Here is a 14,963-nt window from a genome sequence, read left to right as displayed (position 1 = left end):
AGGGTCGAGAGCATGGACACCAACTCGCTCCCCGCAGGCGCCGTCGTCGTAGGAGTCGACGGCTCCGACCACTCCGACCGCGCGGTGGCCTGGGCTGCCCACGAGGCGCACCTGACCGGGCGACCGCTGGTGCTCGCCCACGGGACCGGCATCCTCCTCGATGTCGACCCCTACGCCGGCACGGTGATCCACGAGCTCCAGGTCGCCGGTCGGGAGCTCGTCGAGGCCACGCGGACCCGGCTGGTGACCCTGCACCCCGACCTGTCGGTGCACACCGCGCTGCGCACGGCGAACCCGCGCCAGGCGCTGCTGGACCTCGCCGAGCACGCCGCCCTCCTCGTCGTGGGCTCGCGCGGCCACGGCCCGGTGCGCAGCGTGCTGCTCGGATCGGTCAGCGTCGGCCTCGCCCGCGAGGCCGCCTGTCCCGTCGTGGTCGTCCGCCCCCACCACCCGGGCCTGGTCCGCCGGGGCGTGCTGGTCGGCGACGACGGGACCGCCGACTCCGCGCCGGTCCTGGAGCAGGCCTTCCGCTTCGCCTCGAGCCACCGCCTGCCGCTGACCGTCCTGCACAGCGTCTGGGACTCCATCGCCGGCAGCACCCGCCCGCACGCACTCCCGAAGTCGGACCCGGCCGGCGAGGACGCGCGGCTGCGGCTCGCGGAGTCGCTCGCCGGGTTCGCCGAGCGCTACTCCGACGTCCACGTCGAGCAGGTCATCTCCCGCGGCCAGCCTGCGGCGTCCCTGCTCGCCGAGGCCGAGCACCTGGACCTCGTCGTCGTGGGGCGGCACGACCGATCCCGGATCGGCAACCTGCTGCTGGGCTCGGTCGCCGCCAACGTCGTGGAGCACGCGGCGTGCCCCGTGGCCGTCGTTCCCGTGGCTCCGATCCTCGCTGGGACCAACGTCCCGCGGTACCGATGACCATCGCCTCTCGCGGCCGGATCGCCGTGCGAGCAGGCTGAAGACAACAACAACAGACCACTCAAGGAAAGCAAGAAGGAGCAGTGCCATGACCACCATCCACCGCCCGGCTCACGACCACCAGGTCCTGGCCGAGATCGACGTCGTCCAGACCCCCTTCGCCCGCAAGGCGCTGGCGGCCCTGCGCATCGGCTTCGGCTTCACGTTCCTCTGGGCCTTCTTCGACAAGCTGCTCGCCCTCGGCTTCCACACCGGCTACGACCAGGCCGGTCAGCTCGACCGCTTCGGTGACGCGGCGTTCATCAACGGCGGCAGCCCCACCGAGGGCTTCCTGACCTTCGGCGCCGACGGCCCCTTCAAGGGCTTCTACAACTCCATCGCCGGCACCTGGTTCGCCGACTGGGGCTTCATGCTCGGCCTCCTCGGCATCGGCCTCGCCCTCACCCTCGGCATCGGGATGCGCGCCGCCGGTGCGGCCGGCGCGGTGCTCTACGTGATGATGTGGACTGTCGCCCTTCCTCCGGAGACCAACCCCCTCATCGACGAGCACATCCTCGGAGCCATCACCCTGGTCGCCCTCACCGCCCTCGGCGCCGGCACCACCTGGGGACTCGGCAAGGTCTGGAACAAGACCGACTTCGTCCAGAAGCACCCCGTCCTCCGCTGATCCCCCTCCCCCGGCCCGCCACCTCCTCGAGGTGGCGGGCTCTTCTGCATCCCGACCCTCACCGCCCTTTCGGTGGTCGAGGTGCGAGGAGCGCCAGCGACGAGCCTCGAGACCCAGTGAGCCAACAAGCAGCCCCGGGGTAGGACGTTCAGGTCACCACAGGGTCTCGAGGCTCAGGCGCCAGGGCGCCTTCACACCTCGACCACCGAAGGGGCCCGCGCCGTCTCGGTGGTCGAGGTGCGAGGAGCGTCAGCGACGAGCCTCGAGACCCCGTAAGCCAACAAGCAGCACCGGGGTACGCCGGTCGGGTCACCGGGTCACCGGGTCACCGGGTCACCGGGTCACCGGGTCACCGGCGCCAGGGCGCCTTCGCACCTCGACCACCGAAGGGGGCGCCAGGGCGTCTCCGCACCTCGACCACCGAGGGCTTTCGGTGGTCGAGGTGCGAGGAGCGCCAGCGACGAGCCTCGAGACCCCGTAAGCCAACAAGCAGCCCCGGGGTACGACGTTCGGGTCACCGGGTCTCGAGGCTCAGGCGTTGCACGCCTTCGCACCTCGACCACCGAAGGGGCACGCGGGCGCCTTCGCACCTCGACCACCGAGGGCCTCCTTCGGTGGTCGAGGTGCGAGCGAAGCGAGCCTCGAGACCACCCCGCGAAGATGGTCGAAAAAGTGCTCAGATCCCTTGTGGATAAAGGGGATTCTCGACCCACCCACTGTCGGTGGCACCTGCTTGAGTAGCCCTATGAGCAGCCCCGCCGCCCCCACCGCGAGCCACCCCGTGGCCGCCGGAGTGGCACGGCTGCGTGAGCAGGTCGCCGACCTCAACCAGACCCCGGTGTGGGCGATGACCCCCACCGAGACCGCCCAGGCGCTGGCCGACGCGACCCGGCTGCGCGCCCAGGCCGATGAGCTGACGCTGCGCCTGGCCGCACATGCCGACGCCACCCAGGTCGGCCTCGACACCGGCGCCACCACGACCGCGGTCCACTGGGCCAACACCACCCGCCAGACCCAACGCGACACCGCCGCAGCGATGAAGCTCGCCAAAGCCCTCGAGCACCATCACACCGTCGCCGAGGCGCTCGCGGGAGGCGTGATCCTCACCGACCAGGCCCAGGTCATCGTCGAAGCAGTCGACGCCCTACCCGAGGACCTGCAGCCCGAGGTTCGCTCCGAGGCCCGCGCTCACCTGCTGGCTCAGGCCGCGCACCACGACGCCAAAGCCTTGCGGATCCTGGGCAGACGGATCCTCGACGTCCTCGCCCCCGAGATCGGCGAGGCCCAGGAAGCCAAGGCCCTCGAAGCCGAAGAACGGCGTGCCGAGCAGAAGGCCCGGCTCACGATGCACGACGACGGCCACGGCACCACCTACGGCCGGTTCCAGATCCCCACCCATGTCGCGGACCGGTTCCGCAAGCAGCTCGGCGCGCTCGCGAACCCCCAGGCCGGCGGCGAAGGCAGTACCCCGCACGGGTTGGGGTTGGCGTTCATCGCCTACCTCGAGCGCTACCCCACCGACCGGCTCCCCACCTCCGGCGGCCTCGACGCCACCGTCGTGGTGACCATGACCCTCGAGACCTTGATGGGTGGGTTGAAGGCAGCCCAGCTCGACACCGGCACCCGGATCAGCCCCGCCCTGGCCCGCACGCTGGCCTGCCAGGCCGGGGTCATCCCGGTGGTCCTGGGTGGCAGGTCCCAGGTCCTCGACCTGGGACGCAAGGCCCGCTTCCACACCAAGGCCCAGCGGATCGCGCTCGCGGTCCAGCACGGCGGCTGCTACACCGAGGGCTGCGAACGCCCCTCCGCCTGGTGCGAGGCCCACCTGACCCCCTGGTCCGAAGGCGGCCACACCACCGTCCAGGACGCCGCCCTGCTCTGCCGACGCCACCACACCCTGGCCCACCACCCCCACTACGACATGACCCGCCTCCCCGGCGGGAAAGTCGCCTTCACCAAGCGCGAGTGAGGCGCTTCGAGACGGTCGCTACCTCACAGATCGTGTGGATCGAGGGCACTATCGAAGCGCGGCGCGGCCTCGCCATAGCCAGCAACGGCCTTCACCACGTGCTCGTGGTTCACCGTGAAGGGCAATGGTGTCACCGTCAGCGGCCCATACGGCGAAGGCACCATGTGGGTCGGGGGTGCCGGCAAGGGCGCGGCCCCCGCAGGGGCAGTGCTGCGTGGTTGCTCCAGGAGCGTGCGTGCCGCGCCGAGCAAGCTCGCACGAACCACCCCGCCGTGCCCAGCCCTCAGGAGGTCGAGAAGGGCGGCGGCCAGTCGGTAGCCGGTCGCGTGGTCCAAGGCTTGCACCGGTAGGGCGCCGGGGCGACCGGCGCCGTCCGCGTAGAGGTCGGCGATGCCCGTGGCGGCCTGCACGATCGAGTCAAAACCGGCACGCGTGCCCCATGGGCCATGCTCCCCCCACGCGGAGAGCGAACCGATGACGAGATCTGGGCGGTCGTGCTGCAACGTCGCTGGATCCAGGCCGAATCGGGCCAGCGCCCCCGGTCGATACCCAAGCACCACGACGTCGGCTTGCGGGAGGAGCTCGGATCGGACGACGTCCAGGTCCGTGGTGAGGTCGACCTCGATCGAGCGCTTGCCCATCCCGTTGGAGAGAAACTGCTCCAGCAGCTCGGGGCGTGCAGGGGGGTCGATGCGCAGTACGTCGGCGCCCAGGCAGGCGAGCGCTTGGGTGCAGCTCGGGCCGGCGATGACCCTGGTCAGGTCGAGGACCCGGATCCCGGTGAGTGGCTCGCTGCCCGTTGCCACGAGCGGGCGCGGCGCGCCCACGTCGACCTCGGTCCAGGCATCAGCAGCGGTGGCCCGGCCATGCTCGTGCGCGCGCCATTGCTGTTCGCTGAGCACCACGACGGCAAGACCGCCGGCTGCCGTGATCGCTGCGGCAACGTCGTCCGCCGGCATAGTACGAACGACCTCCTCGAGCTGGGCGCGGTCAAGGACTCCGAGCGCACTGGTGACCGCGTCGCTGTGGTGGGGGTAGTTCCCGTGCAGCCTCACCCATCCGTCGTCGGCCTGCACAAAACCGGAGAAGGGTGCCCATCCTGCGGGAGTCCGCCCCGCGACGCGCAGGTGGTCGACCGCGGCGAACGAACCGGCGATGAGCTCAGGGCTCGTGCTCACGTCGACCGGACGACCTCGTGCGGCTGAGAGCTCGGCGACAGCACGCGCGACGTCTTCCACCGCGTCCGCGGCGAGGTTCTCGACGTCCAACGGACCGTCCCACCAGCATCTGGGAGTTAGCTTCACGACCGGACCCTCTCATTGAGGGCATCCGGCGCATGAGACACCCGGTCTCAGGAGCCGGAGTCAGCCGAACGCGAGGCCAGCACCTGCTCGCGCAGGATGTCGGCGTGGCCGCAGTGCTGGGCGATCTCGCGCAGCATGTGGAGGTAGACCCAGCGCAGCGGCAGCGGGCCGCGGCGGTTGCCGGTGACGACGCCGTCGACGTCCAGGGGCGCCGCGGCCGCCCGCGAGTCTGCGCAGGCCTGGGTGTACGCCGCGCGGACCGACTCGACGGTGTCCTGCGGCTCAAGCGCGAAGGACTCCTCGACGGTCGTGGGAATGCCTATCTCGGCCCGAGAGCGTCCACTCACGGCCTCGTCGAACCACACCCGCTCTACGAAGGTGGCGTGCTTGACCAGCCCGAGCAGGGTCGTCAGCGACGGCACCAGCGACCGGCGCGCCTCCTCCTCGGTGAGCCCGTCGAGGCTGTCGTACATGCCCTGGCGGTGCTGGTCGAGGAACTCCTCGAGCTGGTCCTTCAGTGGCGCCGACGAGGTCATGCGGGCGAACGTACCAACGCCCCCGCGTGACCCGGCAGGGTCAGCCGCCCGTCGGCGAGGTCGGCGCCGGACTCGGTCATGAAGAGGACCTCGCCGTCGCGCACGTCCAGGACGCGCGGCTCCTCGGAGAGGTTGACGGCGACGGTGACGGCTCCGCGCTCCATGACGAACGTGCGGGCGTCCTCGTCGGCGCGGCAGGCCGTCCGCATGAACGACGGGTCGGTCAGCTCAGGAAGGGCCCGACGGAGCGAGGCCAGGCGGCGGTAGACGTCGAGGATCCGTGCGTGCCGGCCGTGCTCGAGCTGCGACCAGTCGAGCTTGGAGCGGCGGAAGGTCTCCGGGTCCTGGGGGTCGGGTACGACGGCCGGGTCCCAGCCCATCCGCTCGAACTCCGCGATCCGCCCCTCCGCCGTGGCCTTGCCCAGCTCGGGCTCGGGGTGGGAGGTGAAGAACTGGAACGGCTCGGGCGCCGCCCACTCCTCGCCCTGGAACAGCATCGGCGTGAACGGCCCGGCCAGCGTGAGGAGGGCGGCACAGGCGAGCTGGTCGTCGTCGAGGTGCTCGGTGATGCGGTCGCCAACGGCGCGGTTGCCGATCTGGTCGTGGTTCTGGCTGCAGACGACGAGCCGCCACGTGGGCATGGCCGCGGTGTCGATCGGCACGCCGTGCTCGCGCCCGCGGAAGGACGAGTAGGTGCCGTCGTGGAAGAAGCCGCGCTCGAAGACCTTCGCCAGGGCACCGACCGGCTCGAAGTCGGCGTAGTAGCCGTCGGTCTCGCGGGTCAGCGCCACGTGGACGGCGTGGTGGAAGTCGTCGCTCCACTGCGCGTCGAGCCCGTAGCCGCCCGCCTCGCGGGGGGTGATCAGCTTCGGGTCGTTGAGGTCCGACTCGGCGATGAGGGTCAGCGGGCGCCGCTGGTGGGCGGAGTACGCCGCCACCTCGATCGCCATCTCCTCCAGCAGGTGCGTCGGCGAGCTGTCGGACAGCGCGTGCACGGCGTCCAGGCGCAGCCCGTCGACGTGGTAGTCGCACAGCCACAGCCGCACGTTGTCCAGGATCAGCCGCCGGACCTCTTCGCAGCCCTCCTCGTCGAGGTTGACGAGGTCGCCCCAGGTGTTGGCACCGGACTTGAGGTACGGCCCGTAGAGGGGCAGGTAGTTGCCCGACGGCCCGAGGTGGTTGTAGACGACGTCCTGGATGACGCCGAGCCCGGCGGCGTGGCAGCCGTCCACGAAGCGCTGGTAGGCCTCCGGGCCGCCGTACTCCTCGGTGACCGCCGACCACAGCACCCCGTCGTAGCCCCAGTTGTGGGTGCCGTTGACCGCGTTGACCGGCATCACCTCGACGAAGTCGACGCCGATGCTGCGCAGGTGGTCGAGCCGGGTCAGGGCCGCGTCGAAGGTGCCTTCGGGAGTGAAGGTGCCGATGTGCAGCTCGTAGATCACCGCGCCGGCGAGCTGGCGTCCGGTCCAGGCGCCGTCGCCCCAGGCGTACGACGACGGGTCGTAGGTCCGCGACCGCTCGTGGACCCCGGCCGGCTGGCGCAGCGAGCGCGGGTCGGGCCGGACCGACTCGTCGTCGTCGAGCAGGTAGCCGTAGTCCACCTCGCCGTCGGGCACCGGCCCGGCCGGCGTCCACCAGCCGTCGTCGCCCCGGGCCATGTCGACCACCCGGTCGGCCACGGACAGCCGCACCCGCGAGGGGCGCGGCGCCCACACGTCGAAGCGTCCTCGAGCCATCAGTCCTCCTTGACCAGCAGTGCGACCGGCAGCGTGTCGAGCACGTCGGCGACGTCGCCCGAGACGATCCGGTCCGAGATGACGTCGCGCCACCGGCCCTGCGACAACGCCAGCGTCGTGTCGCCCCAGCCGCCGCGTGCGGCCAGACCGACGGGCAGCCGCGTGGCGACGGCCACCGCTCCCCCGCGGTCGAACGCGACCACGTGGTCGGTGGCCTCGCCCGAGGCCGCCACGGGCGTGTACGACGTGAACAGCTCGGGGCGCTCGCGGCGCAACCTCAGCGCCCTCGTCGTCACGAGCAGCTTGTCGACCCCCAGGTCGTCGAGCGCGACGGACGCAGCGGGCGCCCACTCGTCAAGACCGGCCAGCAGCTCCTCGCGGGCGTCGAGGTCGACGAACCTGCGGTTGTCGGGGTCGACCAGGCTCTGCTCCCACAGCTCGCTGCCCTGGTAGACGTCGGGCACGCCCGGCATGGCGATCGCCAGCAGCTTGGCCGAGAGCGAGTTGACCCAGCCCGGCCCGACGACGCGCTCCAGCAGCCCGTCCAGGACCCGACGCACCTCCGCGTCGTCGAACGCCGCGTCGACCAGCCCGTGCACGGCCGCCTCGTAGTCGGCGTCCGGGGCGGTCCAGGTGGTGCGGTCGCCCGCCTCACGCATCGCCTTCTCGGCGTAGCCGTGCAGCCGCTCGCGCGACGCCGGCCACGAGCCGAGCACGGCCTGCCACAGCAGCGAGGCGAACCCGGGGTCGGGCGCCGGTGCGAGCTCGAGCAGTCGCGTCAGCGCCGCGTCCCACTCCGAGGGGATCTCCGAGAGCACCGTGATCCGGGCCCGGACGTCCTCGCCGCGCTTGGTGTCGTGCGTGGACAGCGCGGTCATCGCGGTCGGCCAGGACTCCTGCCGCTCGGCCGCCCGGGCGTGCCACTCCTCCAGGCTCAGCGAGAACTCGCTGGGCTCGCCGCCGACCTCGTTGAGCGACGTCAGCCGCGAGTAGCGGTAGAACGCCGTGTCCTCGACCCCCTTGGCCATCACCATGCCGCTGGTCTGCTGGAAGCGCAGCGCCGCGTCGGCCTCTGCGTCGCCCAACACCGGCTCCAGCACCTCGAGTACGCCGGTCAGGTCCGGCCGCGAGCGGCGCGCGGCCTCGAACGCGTCGTCGAGGGCCGATCGCTCCTCGGGCAGGTAGGACCGGTAGACCGGGAAGCAGGCGAGCAGCTCGGCGACCGCGTCCTCGAGGTCGGTGACGTCCTGCGCCTCCCGGATCTCGGCGGGCAGCTCGCGCACGATCCGGCGTACCTCGGAGTGCAGGATGCCGTCGGCGATCATCCGCTTGGTGCCGCGGATCATCGCGTGCCAGTCGACCTCGGCACCGCGTAGGCGCGTCTCCAGTGCGTCGAGCGGCGCCTGGCCGGCGGGGTCGGTGAGCAGCCGGTCGACCAGTCCCAGGGCGTCGTAGCCGGTGGTGCCGGCCGTGGCCCAGAAGCGCGGCAGGTCCTCGCCCCGGGCGGTTCCTGAGGAGCCGAGGGACGAGGCGTCTCGAAGGGCGAGGATCTTCTCGACCAGCACGTAGGCCCCGCCGGTGAGCGTCGCGAGGTCCTCGAGGTAGCCGCCGGGGTCGCGCAGCCCGTCGGGGTGGTCGACGCGCAGGCCGTCGACGAGCCCTTCGTCGAACCACCGCCGGATCTCGACGTGGCTGGCGTCGAAGACCTCCCGGTCCTCGACGCGGATCGCGGCCAGCGTGTTGACCGCGAAGAAGCGGCGGTAGTTGAGCTCGGAGTCGGCCGCGCGCCACGACACGAGCTCGTAGTGCTGCTCGTCGTGGGTGCTGGTGCCGGGAGCCAGCGGGAAGCGGTGCTCGTGGTAGCGCACCTCCCCGTCCTCGACCCGGATCGAGCCCTCGTCGCCGTCGCCGACGACGGGGATCCGCAGCCGCCCGCCGCCGAAGTCCCAGTCGACGTCGAAGTAGTCGGCGTAGGCCGACGAGCGCCCGTGCTTCAGCAGGTCCCACCACCAGGCGTTCACGGCCGGGGTGGCGACGCCCATGTGGTTGGGCACGATGTCGACGAGGACGCCGAGCCCCAGCCGGCGCGCCTCCGCGGACAGCGCGGCGAGCCCTTCAGGACCGCCGCGCGCGGGGTCGACCGTCGCGTGGGACACGACGTCGTAGCCGTGCGTGCTGCCCGGCTCGGCGACCAGGATCGGCGACAGGTAGACCCAGTCGGCGCCGAGCGCGTGCAGGTACGGCAGGCGCCGCGCGGCCTCGAACAGGTCGAAGTCGGCGGTGATCTGCAGCCGGTAGGTGCTCTGCGGGGTACGGCTCACCACGGCTCAGCCCCGCTCGGCCTGCGCCGCCAGCGACGCGGCAACGGAGTGGTCGGGCTCGTCCTCAGGCTCGAGGTGCTCGCGCAGCACGATCAGGCTGCGATGCTCCATGGACAGCGTCGCGCCCGCGGGGCACGGCTCGGAGTCGTCGACGCCGCCGGCGGTGTCGATCACCACGTCCCAGGCGGCGGCGTACTCCTCCGGCGGCAGCGTCACCTGGGCGGGACCGTCGGCGTTGAAGTACAGCAGGAAGTGGTCGTCGGTGATCTCGCCGCCGCGCTCGTCCTTGCCGGCGATGCCGTGGCCGTTGAGGTACATGCCGATCGCCTGGTTGCCGCCCTCCCAGTCGCCGTCCACCATCGGGCGCCCGTCGAGGTGCAGCCAGACGATGTCGTTGAGCCGGTCGCCGTCGCCACCGGGGATCTCGGTGCGCACCGTGTTGCCGGTGAAGAACCGCTTGCGGCGGAACGTCGGGTGGTCGCGCCGGAGCCGGATCAGCGCCGCGGTGAACTCCACCAGCGGGCGGTCCGCGTCTTCCCAGTGCATCCACGCGATCTCGGAGTCCTGGGCGTAGGTGTTGTTGTTGCCCTGTTGGGTGCGCCCCATCTCGTCGCCGTGCAGCAGCATCGGCACCCCCTGGCTGAGCAGCAGCGTGGCCAGCAGGTTGCGCTGCTCCCGCGCCCGGAAGCCGAGGATCTCGGGGTCGTCGGTCGGCCCCTCCACGCCGTGGTTCCAGGAGCGGTTGTGGTTCTCCCCGTCGTTGTTGTCCTCGCCGTTGGCCTCGTTGTGCTTCTCGTTGTAGGAGACCAGGTCGGCCAGCGTGAAGCCGTCGTGCGCGGTGACGAAGTTGATGCTCGCGACCGGGCGGCGCCCGGAGTGCTCGTAGAGGTCGGCCGAGCCGGCCAGCCGCGAGGCGAACTCGCCCAGGGACGGCTCGCCGCGCCAGAAGTCGCGCACGACGTCGCGGTAGGCGCCGTTCCACTCGGTCCACTGCGGCGGGAAGCCGCCGACCTGGTAGCCGCCCGGGCCGACGTCCCAGGGCTCGGCGATCAGCTTGACCTGGCTCACGACGGGATCCTGCTGGACGAGCTCGAAGAAGGTGGCGAGCCGGTCGACGTCGTAGAACTCGCGCGCCAGGGCGGAGGCGAGGTCGAAGCGGAAGCCGTCGACGTGCATCTCGGTCACCCAGTAGCGCAGGGAGTCCATGATCAGCTGCAGCGAGTGCGGGTGGCGCACGTTGAGGCTGTTGCCGGTGCCGGTGTAGTCCATGTAGTACTTCGGCTCGTCCTCCATCAGCCGGTAGTACGCCGGGTTGTCGATGCCCTTGAAGCTCAACGTCGGACCCATGTGGTTGCCCTCGGCCGTGTGGTTGTAGACCACGTCGAGGATGACCTCGATGCCCGCGGCGTGCATGGCCTTGACCATCGCCTTGAACTCCTGCACCTGCTGCCCGACCTGGCCGGTGCCGGCGTACTCGGCGTGCGGGGCGAAGAAGCCGAGGGTGTTGTAGCCCCAGTAGTTGCGCAGCCCCTTCTCGAGCAGGGTGCTGTCCTGAATGAACTGGTGCACCGGCATCAACTCGATCGCCGTCACGCCGAGGTGCTGGAGGTGCTCGGTGATGGCGGGGTGCGCCAGGCCGGCGTAGGTGCCGCGGATGTCCTCGGGCAGGTCCGGGTGCAGCTGGGTCATGCCCTTGACGTGCGCCTCGTAGATGACGCTCTCGTTGTAGGGGTAGTTGAGCCGCCGGTCGCCCTCCCAGTCGAAGAAGGGGTTGATCACCACGCCCAGGGTCATGTGCGCGGCCGAGTCGTCGTCGTTGCGCGAGTCGGGGTCGCCGAAGTTGTAGCCGAAGAGGCTCTGGTCCCAGTCGATCTCGCGCGTCGTCGCCTTAGCGTAGGGGTCCAGCAGCAGCTTGGCGGGGTTGCAGCGCAGGCCCTGCTCGGGGTCCCATGGGCCGTGGACGCGGTAGCCGTAGCGCTGGCCCGGCTGGATGTGCGGGAGGTAGCAGTGCCACACGTAGGCGTCCACCTCGCGGACCTCGACGCGCTGCTCGTTGCCGTCCTCGTCGAACAGGCACAGCTCGACCCGGTCGGCGACCTCGCTGAACAGGGCAAAGTTGGTCCCGGAGCCGTCGTACGTCGCTCCCAGGGGGTAGGCCTGACCTGGCCAGGACTCGAGCACGGTGCCTCCGGAGGGTGGGGTCAATACGTCGGGCTGAACCTATTGGATCGGTCCAACGCGCCCCAGTACCCGGGTCGGCGGTTCCTACCCCCTCCTACCCCGCGCGTCGCGCGTCACGTTCGCGCAGCTCGCCGATCTCGTCCTCGAGGACCAGCACGCGGGCGATGCCGGCCAGGTTGAGGCCCTCCTCGAGGAGCGCGCCGATGCGGCGCAGCCGCTTGACATCGTCGCGGCTGTAGAGCCGTGAGCCGCCCGGTGTGCGGGCCGGGCTGACCAGTCCGCGACGCTCGTAGACGCGCAGGTTCTGGATCTGCATCGACGCCAGGTCGGCGGCGACGGAGATCGCGAAGACGCCCCGGCTCGGGTCGGTCATGTCGTCCACCTCCTCGCTCGTCAGGGGGTTGATTTCCAGGTGTGCTTCGTTCTATATAAAACCTGTAACAGCCAGTATAGGTCGTCACGCACGACCCCCAGAATCCAAGGAGGACAGCGATGCTGCTGCGCACCACCGACCCGTTCCGCGACTTCGACCGTCTGGCCCAGCAGATCCTGGGCACGACCAACCGTCCGGCCGTCATGCCGATGGACGCCTGGCGCGAGGGCGACCGCTTCGTCATCGAGTTCGACCTGCCCGGCGTCACCGAGGACACCATCGACCTCGACGTCGAGCGCAACGTCCTCACTGTCCGCGCCGAACGCGTCGCCCGCAACGGCGACTGGGAGGCCCTCGCCTCCGAGCGTCCGCGCGGCGTCTTCAGCCGCCAGCTGGTGCTGGGCGACAACCTCGACCTCGACCGGATCGAGGCGTCTTACGACGCCGGCGTCCTGCGCCTGCTGGTCCCGGTGGCCGAGAAGGCCAAGCCGCGCAAGATCCAGCTGACCGGCCGCTCCGACGACGCCGTCGAGTCAGGCGGCGAGCAGAGGGCCATCCAGGCCTGAGCCCGGCTGAGCCCGGCTGACCCCGGCCGCACCCGAGCGCGGCCCCTCGACTTACGCAGCCCGAGGGGGCCGCGCTTCGCCGTATCCCGCGGATCCGGCCGTATTCAGGCCGGCGGCAGGACCGCGGCCGCGACCAGGTCGGCCGCCTCGGCGAGGCTCTCGCCGAGCCAGGTGCCGGGCACCCCGACCCGAGCATCGACCGAGGCGAAGCCGTTGCCGGCGTAGAAGAGCGGCACGCCCTTCCCGGCGACCGCCGCCAGGCTCTCGACCGCCTGGCGCCGGTGCGTGGGGAGATGGGAGACGACCACGATGGCGGCGGCCTCGGTCGCGGCCAGCGCGGTGACCAGGGTCCGCTGGGGCGTCCGCGCGCCCAGGACCCGGCAGCCGATCCCGCGGTGGGCCAGTAGCGCAGCCAGCGCCTCCAGGCCGAGCGTGTGCAGGTCCCGGGGACCGCACGCCAGCAGGGCGGTCCCGGACACCGTCGGCGCGGGCGCCAGCGTGGTGATCCGGGCGAGCCAGCCGCGCACGGCCTCGGTCGTCAGGTGCTCCTGTCCGACGTCGCAGCGACCGCTCTCCCACAGGTTGCCGACCCGCCGCATGCCCGGCATCAGCACCGAGTCCAGCGCGGCCGGCAGACCCAGCTCGGCGAAGGCCTCGTCCAGGACCGCGCGTACGGCGGTCGGGTCCAGCGCCGCGGAGGCGGCCAGCATCCGCTCGACCCACACCTGGGCCGGGTCGTCGCGGTCGAGCAGCGCGCGCACGGCGCGGGCGGCCGCCGACGCCTTGAGCCCGCGCGCGACCTCGTCGCGCATGAGGCGGACCTCCTCGAGCGCCGCCGCCGAGTAGCGGCGGTGCCCACCGGGGCTGCGCGGCGTCGTCGGGATCCCGTGCCGCCGCTCCCACGAGCGCAGAGTCGGCGCGGGCACGCCGAGCAGGCGGCTCGCCTCCTGGATCGGCAGGCCGTCCCCCACGCGCGCGTCGTCGTCGGCGCTCATCCACGTCCCGTCCCGGGCCACGTTGACCCGTATCTATCCGACCTCCCGCAGAGAGATTGTGCAACCACCCTCAGACTTTGCATAAGTTCGGACCTTCACCGGCCCGCAGTCCGACGGCAGGGTGGAGCCATGACCCCGCCCGTGGCGCCCCCCGCCTCCCCCACCGCCCCGGCGTGCGAGGGACTGCTCACCGGCCTGGTGCTGCGGTGCGCCCGCGGTGAGACCCAGGCGCTCGGCACGCTCTTCGACCTGACCTACGCCCTTGTCGCCGCGAGCCTGCGTCGCCGGATCGCCACCGAGGCGACCGAGGACGTGCTGGTCGAGGTGTTCCAGGACGTCTGGCGCAGCGCTCCGGCCTTCCGCCCCGGTCGGCAGGACCCGCTGGCCTGGCTGCTCGGCATCGCCGAGGCGGCCGTCGGCCCGCGCCCCGCGCTCGTGGCGTCCTGAGCACAGCACACCGTCTCCGCCCGGTGGATGGGCGGAGACGGTGGCCCTCGACCCGCGGTGCGGAGTGATGCTCACCCGACCTGATGCTGAGTCGCGAGGCCTTTCGGTACCCCCGCGTATGCACCCCATGCCAGGGCGATGACGAGATTCCCTCAGCCCGGCTGGCGGAACGGCGCGCCGCCGCCGAAGGAGTCCGAGACCAGCCGGCCGTCCAGGACCCGGTACGGCGCCGGCGACGCCGAGGCCCGCCGGCGCAGCGCGGCCACCGGCAGTGCGACCCGGCCGGCCCACAGCATCAGGTTGCCCTCGCGTCGCCCCCGCAGGGTCGCGGGCTCGGCGCCCAGGGCCAGGTGGGGGAAGTGCGCCCGCACGCCGGCCACCACCCGGCGCGTGTGCGCGAATGGCGCCCGGTCGCTGAGGTTGAGCAGGTAGTGGCCGGCCGGTGCCAGGGCGCGCGCGATCGCCGCCGCCTGCTCGAGCGTCACCAGGTCGTCGGGCACCCGCCCGTCGGCGTAGGCGTCCAGGACGACGAGGTCGGCGCGCCCCTCCGGCAGCGCCGCCACCCCGGCGCGACCGTCCACCGGGCGCACCTTGATCCCGCTGCGTCGTGGCAGCGGCAGCCGGGCCCGCACCAGCTCGGTGACCTCGGTGTCGGGCTCCAGCACCACCTGCGCGGAGGTAGGACGCGTGGCGGCGACGTAGCGCGGCAGCGTCATCCCGGCGCCGCCGACGTGCACGACCCGCACGGGCACCCCCGGACCGGCCAGCACATCCACGACGTCACCCATGCGCCGCACGTAGTCGAAGGCGAGGTACGTCGGGTCGTCCAGGTCGACGTGCGACTGGTCGCGACCGTCGTGGCGCAGCACGAAGGCCCGCACCCGCTCGGTCGGCAGCAGCTCCCACACGCGGCGACCCTCTCACGGGCCTCTCAGGGGCCAGTC

General features: G+C 71.7%; 13 protein-coding genes. 5 read left to right on the top strand and 8 right to left on the bottom strand.

What is annotated here, in order from left to right; genetic code table 11:
• The first annotated feature begins 12 nt into the window (after nt 1-12).
• The 3 genes from LQ940_RS10330 (at nt 13) to LQ940_RS10320 (ending at nt 3,557) form a co-directional block, all read left to right on the top strand.
• Complete coding sequence (locus tag LQ940_RS10330; protein ID WP_231244518.1) at nt 13-921, top strand: universal stress protein; 909 nt, start codon at nt 13-15, stop codon at nt 919-921.
• Between the two features lie 88 nt (nt 922-1,009).
• A complete protein-coding gene (locus LQ940_RS10325) occupies nt 1,010-1,588 on the top strand; it encodes a hypothetical protein (RefSeq protein ID WP_231244517.1) in 579 nt (192 codons plus the stop codon).
• 745 nt (nt 1,589-2,333) lie between these two features.
• On the top strand, nt 2,334-3,557 hold the full coding sequence (locus tag LQ940_RS10320; RefSeq protein WP_231244516.1) for a DUF222 domain-containing protein: 1,224 nt from the start codon (nt 2,334-2,336) through the stop codon (nt 3,555-3,557).
• A 23-nt stretch (nt 3,558-3,580) separates the two neighbouring features.
• On the opposite strand, the gene LQ940_RS10315 is transcribed toward LQ940_RS10320, so the two are convergent.
• The 6 genes from LQ940_RS10315 to LQ940_RS10290 all read right to left on the bottom strand — a co-directional run bounded on the left by LQ940_RS10315 (nt 3,581) and on the right by LQ940_RS10290 (nt 12,011).
• Nucleotides 3,581-4,825, bottom strand: a complete 1,245-nt coding sequence (locus tag LQ940_RS10315; protein ID WP_231244515.1) for a CoA transferase — start codon at nt 4,823-4,825, stop codon at nt 3,581-3,583.
• 83 nt (nt 4,826-4,908) lie between these two features.
• The gene (locus LQ940_RS10310; RefSeq protein ID WP_231244514.1) at nt 4,909-5,397 is read right to left on the bottom strand and encodes a DinB family protein; all 489 of its coding nucleotides are present in this window, start codon (nt 5,395-5,397) and stop codon (nt 4,909-4,911) included.
• Nucleotides 5,394-7,136 (bottom strand): malto-oligosyltrehalose trehalohydrolase, encoded by a 1,743-nt coding sequence (gene treZ, locus LQ940_RS10305; RefSeq protein WP_231244513.1) that lies wholly within the window; start codon nt 7,134-7,136, stop codon nt 5,394-5,396. Before treZ ends, LQ940_RS10310 begins: the two co-directional genes overlap by 4 nt.
• Nucleotides 7,136-9,457 (bottom strand): malto-oligosyltrehalose synthase, encoded by a 2,322-nt coding sequence (gene treY / locus LQ940_RS10300; protein WP_231244512.1) that lies wholly within the window; start codon nt 9,455-9,457, stop codon nt 7,136-7,138. The genes treZ and treY overlap by 1 nt, the downstream gene beginning before the upstream one ends.
• A gap of 6 nt (nt 9,458-9,463) precedes the next feature.
• Nucleotides 9,464-11,638, bottom strand: coding sequence for a glycogen debranching protein GlgX (glgX, locus tag LQ940_RS10295; RefSeq protein WP_231244511.1), 2,175 nt, complete (start codon nt 11,636-11,638; stop codon nt 9,464-9,466).
• A gap of 94 nt (nt 11,639-11,732) precedes the next feature.
• Complete coding sequence (locus tag LQ940_RS10290) at nt 11,733-12,011, bottom strand: MerR family transcriptional regulator (protein ID WP_231244510.1); 279 nt, start codon at nt 12,009-12,011, stop codon at nt 11,733-11,735.
• Nucleotides 12,012-12,130: 119 nt separating this feature from the next.
• Here LQ940_RS10290 and LQ940_RS10285 point away from each other — a divergent pair, with 119 nt between their 5' ends.
• Nucleotides 12,131-12,577 (top strand): Hsp20/alpha crystallin family protein, encoded by a 447-nt coding sequence (locus LQ940_RS10285; protein ID WP_231244509.1) that lies wholly within the window; start codon nt 12,131-12,133, stop codon nt 12,575-12,577.
• A 104-nt stretch (nt 12,578-12,681) separates the two neighbouring features.
• Here LQ940_RS10285 and LQ940_RS10280 read toward each other — a convergent pair whose 3' ends face one another.
• Nucleotides 12,682-13,572: a B12-binding domain-containing protein gene (locus tag LQ940_RS10280; protein WP_231244508.1), complete on the bottom strand. Its 891-nt coding sequence runs from the start codon at nt 13,570-13,572 to the stop codon at nt 12,682-12,684.
• A gap of 129 nt (nt 13,573-13,701) precedes the next feature.
• Between LQ940_RS10280 and LQ940_RS10275 the strand changes: the two genes are divergently transcribed.
• Nucleotides 13,702-14,019, top strand: a complete 318-nt coding sequence (locus LQ940_RS10275; protein WP_231244507.1) for a sigma factor — start codon at nt 13,702-13,704, stop codon at nt 14,017-14,019.
• A gap of 152 nt (nt 14,020-14,171) precedes the next feature.
• On the opposite strand, the gene LQ940_RS10270 is transcribed toward LQ940_RS10275, so the two are convergent.
• Complete coding sequence (locus LQ940_RS10270) at nt 14,172-14,927, bottom strand: spermidine synthase (protein ID WP_231244506.1); 756 nt, start codon at nt 14,925-14,927, stop codon at nt 14,172-14,174.
• Nucleotides 14,928-14,963: the final 36 nt, after the last annotated feature.

It is taken from the genome of Nocardioides sp. cx-173 (assembly GCF_021117365.1).
Classification (GTDB): Bacteria; Actinomycetota; Actinomycetes; order Propionibacteriales; family Nocardioidaceae; genus Nocardioides.
Note: the sequence above shows the minus strand (reverse complement) of the source record. Positions and strands in the feature narration are given on the sequence as shown.

What these genes read in the sequence shown, in the direction of transcription:
- LQ940_RS10330 (WP_231244518.1), top strand. Translation starts at nt 13, where the DNA reads ATGGACACCAACTCGCTCCCCGCAGGCGCCGTCGTCGTAGGAGTCGAC.
- LQ940_RS10325 (WP_231244517.1), top strand. Translation starts at nt 1,010, where the DNA reads ATGACCACCATCCACCGCCCGGCTCACGACCACCAGGTCCTGGCCGAG.
- LQ940_RS10320 (WP_231244516.1), top strand. Translation starts at nt 2,334, where the DNA reads ATGAGCAGCCCCGCCGCCCCCACCGCGAGCCACCCCGTGGCCGCCGGA.
- LQ940_RS10310 (WP_231244514.1), bottom strand. Translation starts at nt 5,397, where the DNA reads ATGACCTCGTCGGCGCCACTGAAGGACCAGCTCGAGGAGTTCCTCGAC.
- treZ (WP_231244513.1), bottom strand. Translation starts at nt 7,136, where the DNA reads ATGGCTCGAGGACGCTTCGACGTGTGGGCGCCGCGCCCCTCGCGGGTG.
- LQ940_RS10290 (WP_231244510.1), bottom strand. Translation starts at nt 12,011, where the DNA reads ATGACCGACCCGAGCCGGGGCGTCTTCGCGATCTCCGTCGCCGCCGAC.
- LQ940_RS10285 (WP_231244509.1), top strand. Translation starts at nt 12,131, where the DNA reads ATGCTGCTGCGCACCACCGACCCGTTCCGCGACTTCGACCGTCTGGCC.
- LQ940_RS10280 (WP_231244508.1), bottom strand. Translation starts at nt 13,572, where the DNA reads ATGAGCGCCGACGACGACGCGCGCGTGGGGGACGGCCTGCCGATCCAG.
- LQ940_RS10275 (WP_231244507.1), top strand. Translation starts at nt 13,702, where the DNA reads ATGACCCCGCCCGTGGCGCCCCCCGCCTCCCCCACCGCCCCGGCGTGC.